Below are 16,668 nucleotides of genomic sequence, written 5' to 3' on the forward strand. Positions count from 1 at the left end.
CGGGGGAGAAAAATGGGTAAAATTTTATGAGATCCGTGTCCCGGCAGGGGCGGGGCCGCGAAAAAAGGGGGGAAGGGACATCCCTGCCGGGATGCTCCTTCCCCCCTTTCATGACGCTGCCGGAGCAGCGGGACCGTTATTGGTAGGCGCCTTCACGCGTGCACTTGGAGGCATCGAACAGGGTGCCTTCCATGCGGTACTGTTCGAAGATGTAGGCGTTCTCCTTGTGTTCGCTCCAGCGCGCGCCGCCGCGGGCATGGGTGAGGATGCGCGGCTTGGGCAGGGCGGCCGGGTCACGCATCTCGAACTCGTCGGAGGTGCCGACGCCCTGCAGGGCCAGGGTGGGCACGTCGGCGCTGGACATGAAGGCATCGCTGATGCGCAGCTCGCCGCGCTGATGGGGTTCCTTGACCATCAGGAGGGCGTGGGGACGGCCGGGAGCGTAGGGCGCGGTCTGGAAGACGGTGCCGTCGGGGAATTCCTTGCCGTCATTGTAGGTACGCTCCACCATGGGGCTGTCGCTTTCGCCGTGGTCGGAGACCAGGATGATGCGCGTGTTGTCGTAGATGCCGGCTTCCTTGAGCTGGTCGAAGAAGATCATCAGGTAGCGCAGCAGGTGGCGTTCGGCGTAGTAGTGTTCGGGCAGCAGGCCGTCGACGAAGAAGAGCTGGCCCTCGGTGGCCGGATAGGGGTCGGCCACGATCTCGGGCTGGCCGTCCTTGAGGTCGGGGGCGTAGTGCCACATGTAGTGGGACAGCATGGTGTAGAAGACCTTGGCCGTGCTGCGCGGGGCATCGGTGGTGATGCCCGAGGTGAAGGCGAAGCGGAAGAAGGCGTCGCCCGCGCGGCAGGCGTCCATGCTGGCCACCAGGATGCCGTCGCCGGCGTCATGCCAGTTGCCGTCGTCGTAGATCTTCTGCTTGATGATGTTGGGCGAGGCCTGGAACAGGCCCAGCATGGCGAAGAAGCTGCTGAAGTCCCGCAGGCTGGTGCCCTGGTGGTACTTGAGCTGGAAGTCGTCCTTGACCTGGGGCACGGTGGTGACGTTCTCCACCTTGCCGAGGTGACGTTCGTAGAAGTCCTGGTTGAAGAACTCCAGGCCGTTGAGCATGCAGACGTCGTAGCCGTGGGCCGCGAAGTTGCGGGGCATCACGGCAAAGGCGCTGTTGATGTTCTCTTCCAGGGTCACGTCGCGGCGGGCGTTGACGGCCGCCGGGCTGTAGGCGTGGCCGCCGTAGATGCTGGGCAGGCTCATGACCGTGGCGTCGGCCATGGAGATGGTGTCGGGGTACCAGACGAAGCCGTCCATGCCCTTGCGGAAGCCGTTGGTGAACCAGGGGTCGTCCAGCATCCGTTCGATATGGCCGCCGGTGAACATGTCCATGACGATGACGATGACGTTTTCGCCGTCCTTGGAATAGGACTGCATGTCAGCCACATAGGCGGGCGGGGTGAAGCTGGTCTTGGCCTGTTCGGGCTCTTCGGCGGTCAGGGCGTTCCAGGCCGTGAGGGCCACCAGGGAGAACACGGCGATGGAGAGCACGCGCGGCAGCTGCAGGCGCACCTTGGGGAAGGCGAACAGCAGGGCCGTCAGGCCCAGGGCCACCAGCACGGGCAGCAGGCCGTCCTTGAAGGTGCTCATGGGGCCGGTGAGGGCGGCCTCACGCAGGAAGCGGATGCCGTCCAGGGCGCCGAAGTGGCCGGGCAGCACGAAAAGGTTCACGAAGGCGAGGCTCAGGGCCCAGAAGGCCACGAAGGCCGGGATGGTCTTGGCCTTGGCCGGGAACCAGAGCCAGAGCACGAAGACCACGAAGAAGGTCAGCGAAAGGTAGCGCACCATGCCCAGCAGCACGTCCAGGGGACCGGCGGCGAAGAAGTTGGGGTCGCTGGCGTAGGACTGGAAGGGCACGTACAGGAAGATCAGGATGGCCAGACCGGCGCAGGACAGGCTGTAGACCGAGCGCATGGTGGCGGCCATGACGGTGTTCATGCCGCCCTGGGCAAAGCCGGGCTTGCGGAAACGGGGCAGGCGGATGGGCAGGCGCAGGTTCTGGAGCAGGAAGAAGACGTTGTTCATGGTCCAGAAGATGAGCAGGGCCGAGGCCGCGCTGTACAGCAGCGCCAGGAAGAAGAAGGCGATGATGATGGCCTGCAGGGTGTCCTTGCGCGTCAGGCCCGGGGTGGTCAGCGTGGCGATGATGTTGACCACGGTCATGACGATGGGCAGGGCGTTGACGCCCCAGAGCAGGCCGTCGGGCTGCGAAAGGTCGGGGATCATCAGGCAGGGCTGGCCCTGCAGCTGGGTGAGCCCCAGGATCATGTAGTACGCGCCGGTCAGGAAGGGGATCTGCAGGGCCACGCCGAAGGCCGAACGGACGGCCAGCAGCGGATGGTAGGCGTAGCGCTTGTAGAGGTTGTTGATGCGGCGCTGGCGCTCGGCCCCCTTGGATTCCTTGCGGATGCGGGCCAGCTGCGGGGCCATGATCATCTGGAGTTTCTTTTCCCGGGCCTGGGTGCCCACGGCCAGACGTCCCAGGGGGATGAAGGCCACGGCGCTGATGCAGGACAGGACGAGGATGCTCAGGCCGTAGTTGTGGGTGAACTGGAGGCTGCCGAGATAGATGGCCCGGTAGATGATCTCGATGGGCAGGATGAATATTTCATACAGAAGCGACATGGCGTTTCCTTGAAAGCATATCCGGCAAGGGCCGTGCTATTTCGTTTTGGTGGCGGCAGCTTCGGCCGCGTGTTCGGCGTCCATGCGGGCCAGGGTGTCCACGGTCCACTGGGCGATGGCTTCACCGCTCCGGCCCCAGCAGGCCACGGATTCCTCGCGGAAGGCGGCGATGGCGGAGGAAGGCGTCTTGAGGGCGCGTTCCACCACGGGCACGATGTTGTTGAAGTCCTCGGGCGAGACCACTTCGCCCAGACGGGCGGCCACGGTGTCTTCCCAGATGACGCCCAGGTCCGCCACCTCGTAGAGTTCGGGGTTGCGCACGGGGATGTCCAGGGTGATGACGGGCTTCTCGTAAAGGAAGGCGAAGTCGAAGCGCACGCAGGACTTGTCCGAGATCATGACGTCGGCCCGGCTCATGGAGGCGGTGGCGTCCATCTCGGTATCGAAGCTGACGTTGGGGTAGTCGCGCAGCATCTCGTGGATGGTGTCCAGCATCTCGGTCTCCACCTTGAGGGACTGGGGATGCGGGCGCAGGATCACGTCATAGCCGGCCTTGGCCAGATCCAGCAGGAAGTTGGGGCCGCAGATGTTGAGGCAGCCCTTGTTGCCCCACGAGGGCGCCACCAGCACCACGGGCGGGGTGCTCCGGCCTTCCTTCTTGCGGGCTTTGGCGGCCAGCTCGTCCAGATAGGGCAGGCCCAGGGAGACGCATTCCTTGGGCGGCAGGCCGCGCAGCTCTTCCACCTTGCGGATGCTGGGCAGCATGAAGTCGCCCACCATCAGGACGGCGTCGTAATGGTCCAGGGAGCCTTTCTGGTACATGGCGATGTCGCCCACGCCGTGGCAGATATGGGCCAGGTTGGTCACGCGGCGCGGACGCGGCATGGGGAAGCCGGGCGTGCCGATGTTGGGCGTGGTGGAGAGCATGATGTCGGCGCGGCGACCGGCGGCGCGGGCAAAGGCCGCGGAACCCGTGCCGATGTAGCGCGAGTTCATGAGGTCGTTCTCGATGGTCAGGGCCGGGTCTTCCACATCCATGGTGATGTAGGAGAAGGGCACGCCGCGGCGCAGGAAGGCGTCGATGACGGGCTTGAAGGTGTAATAGTAGCTGCGGCCTTCGGAGAACATGAGGATGCGCTCGTGGTGCAGCTGCTTTTCGGGACGGCGCTCACCCTTGGCCCTGCCCATGATGGCGTAGACGATGTTCTTGACGAAATAGAGCACCGTCCCCACCAGGCTGATGGCCAGGTAGACCAGCACGTTGCCCGTGCCGGGGTCGAGGTAGGCGTAGGAGGGCGCGGGGAACAGGGCTTCCAGCACCAGCCAGAGCCCCAGATAGGCGCCCACGGAAATCAGAAAACCGTGCTTCATGCCAGTTGTTCTCCGCGTTGCAGCAGTTTCAGGTTGCGGTCCATTTCCGCGATGCGGCCACGACCGTAGTCGATGCACTCGCGGTAGAAGCCCCACAGGCCCCAGATGTAATCCACGATGATCATGGCCTTGAGCAGACGGGTGCGGTCAGCGCCGCTGGCTTCGATAAAGGCGTCCAGCAGGGGGCCGGAAAGACGGGTCTCGGTGACGAAGCTGGCGTAGTCCCAGTAGGGCGAGCAGAAGCAGGCGTACTCGAAGTCGATGAGCTTGATGTCGTCGCCCTTGCGCAGGATGTTCTCCAGCACGAAGTCGCGATGGCAGAAGCGCTTCTCGTCGCTGTCCATCTCGCGGGCAAAATCGTAGAACAGGCTGCGCTCATGGTCGGCCAGCAGGTTGACGCCGCTCTGGCGTTCGTAGAGCTTGACCTCGGAAAGCACGGAGAGCACGGCGCTGGGGCCGTACTTTTCGCGGAAGCCTTCGGGCATGCGGATGTCATGCAGGCGGCGCATGATGTCCACCACCCCGCGCACCTCGAACCGGTCCAGGGTGTCGTGGTTCAGGATGCGGTAGCCTTCCAGAAAGTCCGTGGTCTTGATGCCGCCCGCGTAGAAGTGGCACTCGGGCGTGATGTCCAGATCCTTCACCATCTCCAGCATGGCCGCTTCCACGCTGCGGTCGATGATCTGGTCGGTGCCCTGGCCGGGGATGCGCAGCACAAGGCCCTTGCCGTCCAGCTGGATGTGATAGGTGTCGTTGGTCAGGCCCTTGAGCTTTTCGGCCATCTGGGTCTCGGAGCACTGGTCGGCCAGTTCGTCGGGCGTCAGCAGGCCCAGGGAAAGGGCGTCGCTCAGGCTGTCGATCTCGCAGAGCAGCATCTTCACCCGCGTGGCGTAGACGGGCACGCGGTCCAGGATGCGGATGACGGAGTCTTCCCAGTAGTCGTCCGGGCCGCTCCTGTCCAGTTCCTCGCGGATGAGGGCCGCGGCCTCCTCGGTCCAGTAGGAGACGCCGGACATGCAGTAGCCCGAGGGCGAATCCTTGCGCACGGAGACCACGCGGTCGTCGGCATCGGTGATCAGTTCCCATTCATGGCCCTGCTGGGTCTGCTGGCAGATGAACTGCGAGACCCCGGGACGCACCAGGGGCACCACCGGACGGCGGATGTAGGTGTCACCGTCGATGACCAGGCTGTCGCCCAGGCGGTGGGCCACCAGCTGGAGGGAGGAATAGTTGTTGGCCGTGGCATACTGCGCCGAGATGATGAGCTGGACGCCGTATTTGTCCACAAGATAGTTGAAGCATTCGTGCTTGTAACCGACCACCAGGGCGATGTCGGTGACGCCGTCGGCATGGAGCTGGCGGATGGTACGTTCCACCAGCGGATATCCGCCGATGTTGAGCAGGGGCTTGGGCTTCAGATAGGTGAAGGGGCGCAGACGCGTCCCGAAGCCGGCACAAAGAATGTTGGCACGCATGGGAACCACTCCTGTGCGTTGTGCAGGGATGTGACGGACATCCCCGATGCTGGTGAGGGGGACTGCGCTTGCGCAGGAAAACCTTATCCCCCGGGGTTCGCGATCCCGGATGCCGTATCCGGGGTGCGGAGGTTTCTCACGACACGCAAAAAAAGGCAAGGGCTGTCTGGCGGTTGTCGCCGGACGGGGCAGGCCGGGAGGTGCGGAAGACGGCCCGGCCCATGCTGTACAAGGCGAAGCGTTAGTTTTTTGTGAGCGGGATGCAGCGCGGGAAGGGCCCGGCTCAGTCGTCCTTGCGGGAGGGGGCCGTATCTCCCGGCGCGGGGCGGAACGAAAGGACGCGGCAGTGGTGCGGCGCGGGAGCTTCCGCCTGGCCCTGCATCAGGTCGAAGTCGGGGGCCAGGGGCTGGGCCGCGGGGGCGGGGCCGTCTTCATGCGGCTGGGCCTGCTGTGCCCAATAATAGTTGAACAGCTGGTTCTTGTAGCGTTTGGCCTGGATCATGGAAAAGACCAGGACGGCCTCTTCCCAGCGCTGGGTCGGTTCGAAACGGCTGGCGATGGTGGCGTACTTGCTCCACAGCGACATGAGCGACGCCTCGTCGAGGGCGTCCAGCTGGCGGGCAAGGCGGGTGAGCAGTTTTTCCATGGTTTCCTCCGGCAGAAGCGCGTATATCGCGCCGTCGTTATGGCCCATTTGCGGGCCTGCGTCAAATCCGGCGCCCCTCCGAGCCGGGGAGGCCCCTGCCGGCGGGCCTTCCTCCCCCCCCGGGGGACGCACTGGTGGAGAGGGGCGTTTTGTGCTACACCATTGCCGCGCCGCGAAGCGCTTTCACCTTTTTTGCTAGGCATACCTGGAGGCATCATGACGACCGACCTGAAGGCCATGTACAAGAAAGTCCACAAGGACGCTTTTCCCGAGACCATGACCATTTTGCTGGGTGACGAAAAGCTTGTGTACCACAAGCGCGTCTGGACCCTGGACAACGAGGAAAAAGGTCTGCGCTACGGCGAAAACCCCGACCAGCCCGCTGCCCTGTATGAACTGCGTGAAGGTGGCATCACCTGCGGCGGCCTGCGCTGGCGTGGCCCCGGTCAGGGCATCGTGTCGGCCATGACCGAAGCCCAGATGATCCAGGCCGGCAAGCATCCCGGCAAGACCAACCTCACCGACGTGGACAACGGCGCCAACATCCTGCAGTACCTCAGCGAGCGCCCCGCGGCCATCATCCTCAAGCACAACAACCCCTGCGGCGCTGCCTGGGACGACGGCGGCGTGGCCGCTGCCCTGGACAAGGCCTTCTGGTGCGACCGCATCGCCGCTTTCGGCGGCGCGGTGGTGGTCAACCGTCCCTTCACCCGCGAGGCCGCCGAGATGGTGGCCGCCAGCTACTTCGAGGTGGTGGCCGCTCCTGCCTATGAAGAAGGCGCCGTGGAGATCCTCAAGGGCCGCAAGAACCTGCGCATCATGGAACTGCCCGGCCTGGGCCGCCTGGACGAACTGACGCAGTCCGCCTTCCTGGACATCAAGAGCCTGGCCGACGGCGGCATCGTGGTGCAGAAATCTTTCGTGAACCGCATCCTCACCGATGCCGACTTCCTGCCCGCCGAAGCCACGGACAAGAACGGCGTCACCGTCACCGCCCGCAAGCCCAACGCCCAGGAAATGGCCGACCTGCGCTTTGCCTGGGCCGTGGAAGCCGGCGTGACCTCCAACTCGGTCATCTTTGCCCGCAACGGCGCCACCGTGGCCATCGGCACCGGTGAACAGGACCGCGTGGGCTGCGTGGAACTGGCCATCCACAAGGCCTACACCAAGTACGCCGATACCCTGGCCTTCCGCGAGCACAACCTCTCCTTCTACGAGCTCAAGCAGAAGGCCGCCACCGACGCCGCCCTCAAAGCCGCTCTGGACGACATCCAGGCCCGTACCCAGGAAGCCCGCGGCGGTCTGCCCGGCACAGTGCTGATCTCCGACGGCTTCTTCCCCTTCCGTGACGGCGTGGACGCCGCCATGGCCCAGGGCGTCACCGCCATCGGCCAGCCCGGCGGCTCCATGCGTGACACCGAAGTCATCGCGGCCTGCAACGAAGCCAGCCCGCAGGTGGCCATGGTCTTCACCGGTCAGCGTTCCTTCAAGCACTAGTCTCCCGCAGGGCACGACACCGGCCGGTGTCGTGCCCTTTTTTCATATCCGCGGCCCTGCCGCCTTCCCGTCAGCCAAGGATGCCCGCCGTGTCTTCCCATCCCCGCACGCCCCGCACCGGGGCCTCGTCCGCCCGTATCTGCATCTCCGCCCTGTCCGGGGGCGGCGGCAAGACCCTGCTCTCGCTGGGCCTGGCGCGGGCCTTTTCCCGGCAGGGGCTGGCCGTCCAGCCCTTCAAGAAAGGCCCGGACTATATCGACGCGGCCTGGCTCTCGCTGGCGGCCGGACGGCAGGCCAGCAATCTGGACCCCTATTTCCTGTCCCCCGCGCGTCTGCGGGCCCTGTTCCGTCATGTGATGGGGCGCAGCGGGGCCCGGCTGGCCCTGCTGGAAGGCAACCGCGGCCTTTTCGACGGCATGGACGTGCGCGGCTCCTGCGCCACGGCCGAACTGACCCGCACGCTGGACTGCCCTGTGCTGCTCAGTCTGGATTGTACCAAGATGACCCGTACGGCCGCTGCCCTGGTGGCCGGGGTACGGAATTTCGAGCCCGGCCTGCGTCTGGCGGGCGTGGTGCTCAATCAGGTGGCCTCGGCCCGGCACGAAGGCATTTTGCGTGAGGCCATCACCACCTACACGGACGTGCCCGTACTGGGGGCCATCCCCCGCCTGCGGGAGAATCCCCTGCCGGAACGGCACATGGGGCTCGCCTTGCTGTGCGGTGACGATCTGAGCCCGCAGGCCCAGGAGATATTGGAAAAACTGGCCGATGTGGTGCGCGACCATGTGGACATGGACCGCGTGTTGTCCATCGCCGATGACCTGCCCGCTCTGCCCGAAGAGCCGGATTTCTGGGACGAGGCCGCCTGGGCCGGCGAGGGCGCTGTGGCCTCTTCCGGCGAAGGGCAGCCTGTGGTCTGCTCCGAGGCTCCGGCCCCCGCTGCCGGGGCTGGGACGTCCCCCCGGGCGGATGCCCCGCGCATCGGCTATGTGCGCGACCGGGCCCTGTGGTTCTATTATGAGGAGAACCTCGAAGCCCTGCGCCGGGCCGGCGCGGAGCTGGTACGCCTTTCCCTGCTGGATGACGCGGCGTGGCCGGAGCTGGACGGCCTGTATCTGGGCGGCGGTTTCCCCGAAGACTGGGCCCGGGAGCTGTCCGCTTCGCCGCATCTGGCCCGGCTGGGTACACTGGCCGCCAAGGGCTTGCCCATCTACGCCGAATGCGGCGGCTTCATGGTCCTGGCTTCGGCTCTGGAGCGTGACGGGCAGCGCTGGCCCATGAGCGGCATCTTTCCCGTGGAGACCCGCTTCTGTCCCAAGCCGCAGGGCCTGGGCTATGTGCGGGCCGACGTGGTGCTGCCCAATCCCTATTTCCCCCAGGGCTCTGTCCTGCGCGGACATGAGTTCCACTACTCCCTCTGCCACGAGCCTGCCGCCGTCAGCGGCCGTCTGGATCATGCCCTGCGCCTGCGCAAGGGCACGGGCATGGGCCGCGATGCCGAGGGCCACGGCCGGGATGGTCTGGTGAGCGGCCGGGTCTGGGCCGCCTATTGTCATATCTTTGCGCCGGCAGTGCCCGGATGGGCCCCCCGTTTCGTGGAGCTGGCCCGTTGCTACCGCCAGGAACGGACTGGGGGATAGAAAAGGTTTTTATGAGGGGGGAGAGGGACACCTTTTTGGAAAAAGGTTCTCCCTCTCCCCCCTCATGCTCCCCCCTTTCCCTTCCAAAAACTTTTATCAGGAGGCGTCGCAGGATATGGCGGGCCTGCTGACAGGGCTGCGGCGGGTACGATCAACGGACAGGAATTCGCCCTGTCTGGTTTTGATGAGAGAAAAGGCAGCGTTCCCGGAATATTGGCTCCGGGAACGCTGCCTTTTTTGCTGTGGGGGAACGGAGGATGCGGGAAGGGAGCGGTGACCGGAGGCAGCCCGAAGAGCCTGCCCATGGTTGATGCAGGCGTCTTGCGGGGCCCGGCAGCAGAGATATGGGGCTCCCCCCAGTGTGTCCTGTGCGTTCCTAAAAACGGTTCAGGATGAGCTTGTCCAGGGCCAGCTTGGGCACATAGTGCACCTGCTCGGCGTCACGCCAGTAGCCCAGGGCGCCGCTTTCGGGCACGTCGGCCACACGGCGCACTTCCTTGGCCACGCCAAGGCCCAGGACCAGCGTGGGGCGCAGGTCGTCGGGAAGCTGGACCAGTTCGCTCACGCCGCTATGGTCGAACGAGGCGATCATGCAGCAGCCCCAGTCACGGCTGGAGGCCGCCAGCTGGATGGTCTGGGCCGCGATGCCGGTATCCAGCCAGACCAGGTCGCCCGCGTTCTTGGGCATGCTCATGACGATGAAGCCCGTGGGGCGCTCACCGGGGAAGGGCCCCCCCCAGTCCTTGAGGGCCGCCGCCCATTTGGTCATGCCGAACAGACGCCGGCAGGTCTCGCCGGGGCCCACGAGGCTGTAACGCAGTTGCTGGGCGTTACGGGCGCAGGGGGTCAGGCGGGCGCAGTCCACCAGCCATTCCAGATCCGCCATCTGCAGCGGACGCTCTTCTTCGAAACGGCGGCAGGTACGGGCCGCCAGTGCCAGTTGCTTGAAATCCATATGGGCTCCGCAGGTGAGAAGGGATCGCCGGGATCGCCCGGCGGGGAGGAGAAAAAAATAGCACCTGCCGGAGCACGCGTCTACCGTGGGCAGAGCGGCTGCGGCGAAGCGGAAGGCATGGTCGGGATGCGATGTGGCGGCACGGCCGGGAAATGCTGGCGGGCAGGGCGAACAGACCTGCAGTCACATAAATGGAGCTGGGGGAGAGGATTTGTCTGCGCAGGGCCGTAGGGGAGCCATCGTGCCGTCCGCAGCTCTCGGGCACGGCGCCATGCAGAGAACCTTGGCGTATGGCCTGCTGCGGGCGGTCAAAGACAAGAAAGGGGAGACGCCTGTGGGCGTCCCCCCTGAAAAATCATGGCGGCCTGGCCTAGCGGTGCTGGCTCGTGTGATCGAAGGCCAGGGCGTAGAGATGGTGGAAAAAGTCCACATACTCCACATGCACATGGTCCGGGGTCTTGATGCGCGCCGGGGCGAAATTGAGGATGGAGGTGATGCCCGCATCCATCAGGTGCTGGGCCGCACGCTGGGCGCGTTCGGGCGGCGTGGTGATGATGCCGATCTCGATGTTCTGCTCGGCCACCATGGCCTTGAGATCCTTGGTGCAGTGCACTTCCAGGCCGTGGACGATCTCGCCGATCTTGAAGGGGTCGCAGTCGAAGATGCCCACGATGTTGAAGCCGCGGGCGCGGAATTCACCGTGGTTCAGGATGGCTTTGCCCAGGTTGCCGACGCCCACGAGCGCCATGCGCCATTCACGGTCGACCCCCAGGGAGGAGGTGATGGCCGCAATAAGGGAGGTTATGTGATAGCCCACGCCGCGGATGCCGAATTCGCCGAAGTAAGCCAGGTCCTTGCGGACCTGGGAGCCGTTGACCCCGCAGGCTTCGGCCAGGGGGTTGGAGGAGATGACTTCAACGCCGTCGCGCGCAAAATTTTCCAGCACCTGCACATAGGTGGCCAGGCGCTGGATCGTGGCGCGGGGGATGTGTTTGCTTTTGGGTTCCGTGGGCATAATCAATACCTGCTCAAGCTTGTGATGCTTTTGTGAAATTTAGTCTTTTCAATTTACTGGAAAAAAAAAGAATCCGCAAGCACCGGAAATACAACCTTTATTCCTTGCATGCCCGGGCTGGCGAAATGATATGCCAATATAATCAGTCTGCTGGCGGTGTGAATGGGGGAAAAGGAAAAAAGTTGGATTTTAGAAAATATTTTTAAAAGTTTAGGGATGTCCTTTCAGCACCCGGGGTTGAGGCCGGTCCGCAGGAAAAAAGACATTTTGTTATATTGTGAAATAATTCCGTGAAGGGGCGAACAACCACGGCCTGCGCAGGACCAAAAAAAAGGGGGGACCGAAGTCCCCCCGTTGCAGCATTACTGCCTGGACGGCCTACGCATAGGGGTTGGCGTACAGCAGGATGAAGCTGATAACCAAGGCGTAAATGGCCAGGGATTCGATGAAGGCGAAGGCCAGGATCATGGTACCGGTCACTTTGCCGCTCACGTCAGGGTTGCGGGCGATACCTTCGCAGGCGCCCTTCAGGCCCAGACCCATACCGATACCGCAACCGAAAGCGGCGATGCCGATGCCGAGAGCGGCGGCCAGGCAGGTGTAACCCAGGGAAGCGGAATCAAGCTGGTTGGCGGCGAAAGCCATGGAAGCCATACCCAGCAGGGCCACGGTGTTCAGGGCGATCATCAGAAGTTTGCGCATGTGACACTCCTTCAACAGTTTGTATAAGTTGGGTCGTTTCCGACCATTCCCCACATATTCGGGGCTGCCGCAAGGGCAGCGGGCTGATTAATGTTCCGGGGCCTCGATGGCGCCCTTGATGTAGAACATGGTCAGCATGAAGAACACAAAGGCCTGCATGGTCTTGCCCAGCAGGAACAGGGCGTAGATCGGGATGGTGCCCAGGATGGGAGCCATGATGAAGAAGAGCACCATAACGATTTCTTCACCGCGGATGTTACCGAAAAGACGGAGAGACAGAGAGACGGGACGCGACAGGTGCGACACGATCTCCAGGGGGAACATCAGCGGGATGAGGAACTTGGAGGGCCCGGTGAAGTGGTGCACGTAGTGCGCCTTCCAGCGGATGATGCCCAGGGCGTTGTAGAACACGAGCACGAACAGGGCCATGCTCACGGTGGTGTTCAGGTTGGCCGTGGGGGCGTCGAAGCCGGGGATCAGGCCCAGCAGGTTCATGCCGAAAATGTAGATGAACATACCGGCCAGCAGCGGCACGAAGCGGCGGCCGGCCTCGCCCATCGTGTTGCAGATGAAGTTCTCGATGGTGTCGATGAGAGCTTCAAAGAAGTTCTGCATGCCTCCGGGCACCAGGGTCAGGCGACGGCGCACGAGATAGGCCACCACGAAGAGCACGGCCATACAGACCCAGGAGTAGAAGACATGTTTGAATTCCACCACCTGTCCGCCGATCGTGATCTGGTCCATGTTGCAGAACGTGGAGAGTAATACCGGATGCGGCAAACCACCAGCCATGAGACATGCCTCCTGCTCGGTTAAGGTGAAAAATCCGGCGCTAGCGCTTTCCGGCCGCGCGGCTTGCCCACGCGTAGGTAATGAGCGCCAATGCCGTGGCGGCGGCCAACCCTCCCAGCAGGGCCGTCAGCGGCGCCCCGCACACTGCAAGGGCCACATAGGTCACCACGGCCAGTACGGCCAGTCTGCCTCCCCAGCGCAAGAGCACCACGCGCAGGAACGCCGTACTGTATTCACCAAGGGGCTGCCGCAAGAAAAAGCGGGCCAATCCCCAAAAAGTCCAAGTAATCATTGCCGCGCCCACGCCAAACCAGAACAGGCCGGGCATGTGCGCATAACCGACGCCGCCCATCCCAAGGCAAATGCCGGTAAACAAAATCAAATTCCGCACCAGCGGCAGAATGACCGGATGACTTATACCCCGACGCCAGAGCCAGTTGTCAATATCTTTCAGCAAGGGTCCCAACATTATCCGTCATTGCGGTCGTGACCGCCGGTCTTCGTGCCTTCGCCCTCGGGGGCTTCCGGGCTGGTCGTGCCGTTGCGCAGCTGCGCCGTGGGGGCCCTGCCGACGGTTTCCCGGCTGACGGCGGCGGTTTCCGCCGCACAGGCCCGGGCGATGCTGTCCGGGACGACCGTTTTTTTCTTCACCGTGACGCGCTCCGGCCTGTCGGCCAGGGCTTCGGCACGTTTTTGTTCTTCTTCGCGGGACATCTTGCGCAGCAGGCGCTGGGTATCCTCATAGACGTTCATGAAGCCGGCGATGATCCCGATGACCAGGAAGACCAGCTTCAGCCAGGGACCCGTCTCCAGCCAGGCGTCGAGTCCGTAGCCTATGGCGAAACCCACCAGCGGGCCGCTCACCATATGCATGCCGATGGTGCCCGTGGTGGCAAGGGATTCCATGCCCTTGCTCTGCTGTTTGAAAATGTCCTTCAGTGACACGTTTTCTCCTGCCTTCGGCTGTGATGACGGGCGGGTGAGGATCGCAAAATCCTTTGCACCCCCTGAAGCCGTGTCAATGTACAAATTATCACAATGGCATCGCTGCGTCAATGCAATTTGTGGATTTGCACCGGCTCCCCGTCCGGAAGACCTTGTGAAGGGTTGCTCTATCTTATTGAAAAATAAATTGTTTTTTAACTATCTGACATATTTTATAAAAAGGATCAAAAACCCCGGAAGCGTCAAAAATCCGTACCGTGCGACACCGGCAAAAGGGGGCCGTCTCAGGCGCGACGCTGCCAGCAGCTCACGCTTTCCACGTGCGGGCTATGGGGGAAGAGGTCCAGGGGCGTCACCTGCACCAGCTCATAATCGGCGGACAGCATCCGGGCATCGCGGGCCAGAGTAGCCGGGTTGCACGAGATGTAGACCAGGCGCTCCGGAGCCAGATGGAGCAGGGCCTCCAGCGCTTCCGGGGCCACACCGCCGCGCGGCGGGTCCAGCAGGGCATGATCCCAGTGCCCGGGGCCGTGCTTGCGGGCCAGGGCCGTCAGCAGGCGGGCGGCGTCCCCGGCCTCGTAGCGGCAATGGCCGAAGCCGAAACGGCGGGCATTGCGCTCCGCCAGGAGCACGGCGCGGCGGTCGTATTCCATGCCCAGCACCTCGTCGAAATGTCCCGCGGCCAGCAGGCCAGGAGCCCCCGCACCGCAATAGACATCCAGCAGACGGCGGGGCGTCACGCCCGCCTGGGGGGAGAGGAGCAGATCCACGGCCGTGGCGGCCAGCAGTTCGGCGGCCCGGCTGTTGACCTGAAAAAAGGATGCGGGATCGATACCGAACCAGCGGCCGCCCAGGGGCAGATACAGCGGCGCCCCGTCGTCCGGCAGGGCCTCGCCCCGGCGGTCGAGGCAGAGCACGCGCGTCTCTCCGGCCACCAGAGCGTCAGGGGTGGCACGTTCCTCATGGACGAAGGCCTGGATGTGCGGGAAGGCGTCCAGCAGTGCCCGGCCCATGCGGGCCACGGTACGGCGCTGTTCCGCCGTGCCCGGGCTGGTGACGCAGGTGAGCCACCAGCGGCGTCCCGGGGCATCGTCCGCGGCGGCCTGTGCCGGAGCGGGATCGGGCCAGCCGTAGCGCACCACCAGGAAGCGCCAGAAACCGCAGTCTTCCGTAGCCGGACGTTCCCGCCGGGGGCGGCGCCCGCGATTCTTTTCCGCCCGGGGCCGCAGACGGCCTTCCTCGGCGGCGCTGCGCGGCGGCACATAGGCGGGCAGGCCGCTGCGGGCGGCCAGATCGGCGCAGGCCGTGACCAGCTCCAGCCCCTCGCCGGGCGGCAGGGCGCAGCCGGGCACCGGCAGCACCCGCAGGCCGCCGCGTCGGCGCAGGCCCAGGCACAGGCCGCTGCCGTCGGCAGGGCCGAAGGCGAATTCCATCTTGTTGCGGAAGGCCCGCTGTTCCGGGGAGCCCAGAGCGGGCCGCAGGGGCAGGGCCGCATCACGGCCCAGACCGCCGATGCGCTCCAGGGCATCGCGTACCAGCTGGCCTTTCCAGCGCAGCTGGGCCGCATAGGGCAGGCGCTGCCAGGGACAGCCGCCGCAATCCTCGCCGTGGGGACAGGTGTCCGCCGCCAGGGCCACGTCCTCCAGCACCGCCGTACGCTGGGCCTCCCAGAAGCGTTTCTGGCGGCGGATGATGCGGGCCCGTACCGTCTGGCCGGGCAGGGAGCCCGCGACGAAAATGACAGGCCCGCCGTCCTCGGGGCGGTGCAGGCCGCGGCCGTCGTGGCTCAGGGTGTCGATACGGCAAACGATCTCATCGGTCATGGCGGAACAGGGGGTTGGAGTGGCGGGGAACAGGCCGGAGAGGCCTGCGGCACGATGATCTTTCTTGTAGCGGCTTTGCCCCGGGCTGGCAATGCGCGGCAGGGCGGAGCAAAGGGGGACAGCCGTCCCTCTGCGGCGGGAAAAGCGCGTCCGGCGCGGAAAAAAAGCGGCGGAAGGCAAAAAAGCATTGCCTCCCGCCGCTTCCTGTGCTATGCAACGCAACTGGCCTACGCCTCTGTCTGGCCCCGACTACCGCGCGTCCCACCACAGGATGCGTGGCCTGTGGCGCGGCCAAGAACAAAAATCACTTGACTTTTCTTGTAGCATGAGGCAAACAGGCCTCTCTCTTTTCGGAGGTTTAAGAGCATGTACGCTATTATTGAAACGGGCGGCAAACAGTACCGCGTCGAAGAAGGTTCCAAGATCGTTGTGGAAAAGCTCGCTGGCGAAGCCGGCAGCGAAATCAAGCTGGACAAGGTGCTGATGCTTGGCGGCGCCGACGTGAAAGTGGGCGCTCCCTATGTGGAAAACGCTGCCGTGACCGCCGAAGTGGTGGAACAGGGCCGCGGCGCCAAGGTCATGGTGTTCAAGCGCTGGCGTCGTAACGACTCGCGCAAGCTGCGCGGTCATCGTCAGGACTGCACCACCATCCGCGTCAAAAGCATTAACGGCTAGCTTGACGGCGTGTCCCTGCGGGGACGCACGGCAATCTGCCTTGTAAGGAGTATACCATGGCTCATAAGAAAGCAGGCGGCTCTTCGCGTAACGGCCGCGACAGTGCGGGCCAAAGACGCGGCGTGAAGCGCTTTGGCGGCCAGAACGTGCTGGCTGGCAACATCATCGTGCGTCAGCTCGGCACCAAGATCTATCCCGGCACCAACGTGGGCATGGGCAGGGACTACACCCTGTTCGCCAAGGTTGACGGCGTGGTGCGTTTTGAAAAGTACATCCGCAAGCGTCGCGTGCTTACCCGCGTGCATGTGGAAGCCCCCGTTGCCGAATAACGGCGCGGCAAGGCGTGATTTTTGAAGGGAAGAGGCCGCAGGGCTTCTTCCCTTTTTTGCTTTTTTCAGGCCCCTGCGGCCTGCGGTACGCCCGCAAGGCGTCCCGAAGATCAGGGTGGTGACACC

15 protein-coding genes are annotated in these 16,668 nt (G+C 64.2%); 4 read left to right on the forward strand and 11 right to left on the reverse strand.

Going from position 1 to position 16,668, the window contains the following annotated elements; translation table 11 throughout:
• Window positions 1–136 precede the first annotated feature (136 nt).
• From ACQRCJ_RS03645 to ACQRCJ_RS03660, 4 genes are all read right to left on the reverse strand, one after another.
• Window positions 137–2,677, reverse strand: a complete 2,541-nt coding sequence (locus ACQRCJ_RS03645; protein ID WP_427799367.1) for a YidC/Oxa1 family membrane protein insertase — start codon at window positions 2,675–2,677, stop codon at window positions 137–139.
• A gap of 36 nt (window positions 2,678–2,713) precedes the next feature.
• Window positions 2,714–4,048: a CDP-glycerol glycerophosphotransferase family protein gene (locus tag ACQRCJ_RS03650; protein ID WP_321032137.1), complete on the reverse strand. Its 1,335-nt coding sequence runs from the start codon at window positions 4,046–4,048 to the stop codon at window positions 2,714–2,716.
• The gene (locus ACQRCJ_RS03655) at window positions 4,045–5,523 is read right to left on the reverse strand and encodes a phosphotransferase (RefSeq protein WP_168934777.1); all 1,479 of its coding nucleotides are present in this window, start codon (window positions 5,521–5,523) and stop codon (window positions 4,045–4,047) included. The genes ACQRCJ_RS03650 and ACQRCJ_RS03655 overlap by 4 nt, the downstream gene beginning before the upstream one ends.
• 283 nt (window positions 5,524–5,806) lie before the next feature.
• Window positions 5,807–6,169 (reverse strand): hypothetical protein, encoded by a 363-nt coding sequence (locus ACQRCJ_RS03660; RefSeq protein ID WP_168934778.1) that lies wholly within the window; start codon window positions 6,167–6,169, stop codon window positions 5,807–5,809.
• 216 nt (window positions 6,170–6,385) lie between these two features.
• Here ACQRCJ_RS03660 and ACQRCJ_RS03665 point away from each other — a divergent pair, with 216 nt between their 5' ends.
• Both ACQRCJ_RS03665 and ACQRCJ_RS03670 read left to right on the forward strand, forming a co-directional pair.
• Window positions 6,386–7,666, forward strand: a complete 1,281-nt coding sequence (locus ACQRCJ_RS03665; protein WP_278337909.1) for an IMP cyclohydrolase — start codon at window positions 6,386–6,388, stop codon at window positions 7,664–7,666.
• 80 nt (window positions 7,667–7,746) lie between these two features.
• Entirely contained in the window at window positions 7,747–9,306 is a 1,560-nt protein-coding gene (locus ACQRCJ_RS03670) for a cobyrinate a,c-diamide synthase (RefSeq protein ID WP_371926099.1), read from the forward strand.
• Window positions 9,307–9,682: 376 nt separating this feature from the next.
• Here the strand turns inward: ACQRCJ_RS03670 and ACQRCJ_RS03675 are convergent, their stop codons facing one another.
• From ACQRCJ_RS03675 to ACQRCJ_RS03705, 7 genes are all read right to left on the reverse strand, one after another.
• On the reverse strand, window positions 9,683–10,261 hold the full coding sequence (locus ACQRCJ_RS03675) for a nitroreductase family protein (RefSeq protein WP_168934781.1): 579 nt from the start codon (window positions 10,259–10,261) through the stop codon (window positions 9,683–9,685).
• Between the two features lie 370 nt (window positions 10,262–10,631).
• Entirely contained in the window at window positions 10,632–11,276 is a 645-nt protein-coding gene (locus ACQRCJ_RS03680) for a redox-sensing transcriptional repressor Rex (protein WP_072336188.1), read from the reverse strand.
• A gap of 378 nt (window positions 11,277–11,654) precedes the next feature.
• Entirely contained in the window at window positions 11,655–11,978 is a 324-nt protein-coding gene (gene atpE / locus ACQRCJ_RS03685; RefSeq protein WP_006007371.1) for an ATP synthase F0 subunit C, read from the reverse strand.
• Window positions 11,979–12,065: 87 nt separating this feature from the next.
• A complete protein-coding gene (atpB, locus tag ACQRCJ_RS03690; RefSeq protein ID WP_040369730.1) occupies window positions 12,066–12,770 on the reverse strand; it encodes a F0F1 ATP synthase subunit A in 705 nt (234 codons plus the stop codon).
• 40 nt (window positions 12,771–12,810) lie between these two features.
• Window positions 12,811–13,227 (reverse strand): hypothetical protein, encoded by a 417-nt coding sequence (locus ACQRCJ_RS03695; protein WP_239463801.1) that lies wholly within the window; start codon window positions 13,225–13,227, stop codon window positions 12,811–12,813.
• 11 nt (window positions 13,228–13,238) lie between these two features.
• The gene (locus ACQRCJ_RS03700; protein WP_427799368.1) at window positions 13,239–13,715 is read right to left on the reverse strand and encodes an AtpZ/AtpI family protein; all 477 of its coding nucleotides are present in this window, start codon (window positions 13,713–13,715) and stop codon (window positions 13,239–13,241) included.
• Window positions 13,716–13,999: 284 nt separating this feature from the next.
• On the reverse strand, window positions 14,000–15,538 hold the full coding sequence (locus ACQRCJ_RS03705) for a class I SAM-dependent RNA methyltransferase (RefSeq protein WP_427799369.1): 1,539 nt from the start codon (window positions 15,536–15,538) through the stop codon (window positions 14,000–14,002).
• Window positions 15,539–15,904: 366 nt separating this feature from the next.
• Here ACQRCJ_RS03705 and rplU point away from each other — a divergent pair, with 366 nt between their 5' ends.
• The gene (rplU, locus tag ACQRCJ_RS03710) at window positions 15,905–16,213 is read left to right on the forward strand and encodes a 50S ribosomal protein L21 (protein WP_006007380.1); all 309 of its coding nucleotides are present in this window, start codon (window positions 15,905–15,907) and stop codon (window positions 16,211–16,213) included.
• A 56-nt stretch (window positions 16,214–16,269) separates the two neighbouring features.
• Window positions 16,270–16,542: a 50S ribosomal protein L27 gene (rpmA, locus tag ACQRCJ_RS03715; protein ID WP_040369732.1), complete on the forward strand. Its 273-nt coding sequence runs from the start codon at window positions 16,270–16,272 to the stop codon at window positions 16,540–16,542.
• The last annotated feature ends 126 nt before the right edge of the window (window positions 16,543–16,668 follow it).

Source organism: Desulfovibrio sp. SGI.102, from assembly GCF_050314315.1.
Taxonomy (GTDB): domain Bacteria; phylum Desulfobacterota; class Desulfovibrionia; order Desulfovibrionales; family Desulfovibrionaceae; genus Desulfovibrio.